Genomic DNA, 258 nt, shown 5'->3' with positions numbered 1-258 from the left:
CAGACGAATGCGCTGCGCACCCGGCGCCTGGCGTTGAACGACAGTCTATTCCAGGGGTATCTCGAGGCTGAACGCAACATTATCTACGTGCTCGACAAGACGAGCGTCTCGACGCAGGGCGGCAGCGTGAGAGATCAACGGATACTCTTGGGCCAGGTCCGCAAGAACCTGATCAGCTTTGGCATGTTCTTCATTGATGAGCTCCTGGCCTTGGGTGGGTTCAGGGAATACGACCAACTCACCAATGCGCTCAATGTC

At 56.6% G+C, this 258-nt stretch carries 1 protein-coding gene; it reads left to right on the top strand.

Translation table 11 applies throughout. From position 1 onward, the window contains the following. A partial coding sequence (locus SB719_RS21155) for a hypothetical protein (RefSeq protein ID WP_412159886.1) occupies positions 1-258 on the top strand: 258 nt, incomplete at both ends.

The sequence above is a fragment of the Pantoea sp. SIMBA_079 genome, from assembly GCF_046940275.1.
Lineage (GTDB): Bacteria > Pseudomonadota > Gammaproteobacteria > Enterobacterales > Enterobacteriaceae > Pantoea > Pantoea borealis.
The sequence above is the reverse complement of the archived record's forward strand: the minus strand, read 5'-3'. Positions and strand labels throughout refer to the sequence as shown.